The sequence below is a fragment of the Caballeronia sordidicola genome, from assembly GCF_000729995.1.
Classification (GTDB): domain Bacteria; phylum Pseudomonadota; class Gammaproteobacteria; order Burkholderiales; family Burkholderiaceae; genus Caballeronia; species Caballeronia sordidicola_A.
The window spans coordinates 1-352 of record NZ_JNFG01000180.1 but is presented as its reverse complement, the minus strand read 5'-3'; the positions used below and the strand labels follow the sequence as shown (position 1 = coordinate 352).

1 protein-coding gene is annotated in these 352 nt (G+C 62.5%); it reads right to left on the bottom strand.

Annotated features, from left to right (window positions below):
- Positions 1 to 352 (bottom strand): N-6 DNA methylase (locus FH08_RS0134295; protein WP_031362673.1); only part of this gene is annotated, 352 nt, incomplete at both ends.

The window sequence follows — 352 nt, the reverse complement described above, 5'->3', positions numbered from 1 at the left end:
CGCCTCGGTCTCTGCTGATGAACCAAAGGCTGACCGAAATGCCCGTATTGAAGAACAGCTTGTCAGGCATCGCCACGATGCAGTCGACCAGGTCGGCCTCGATGAGCTTGCGGCGAATTTCACCCTCGCCGCTGGTCTTCGAGCTGAGTGAACCGTTCGCGAGGACGAACCCGGCGGTGCCGCGCGGACTCAGGTGATAGATGAAGTGCTGTACCCAGGCGAAGTTCGCGTTGCCCTCCGGGGGGAGGCCGTACTTCCAGCGGGGGTCGTTGGCGAGTTTCGCGTTCCACCATTCGCTCACGTTGAACGGAGGGTTCGCGAGTACGAAGTCGGCGCGGAGGTCCGGGTGCAG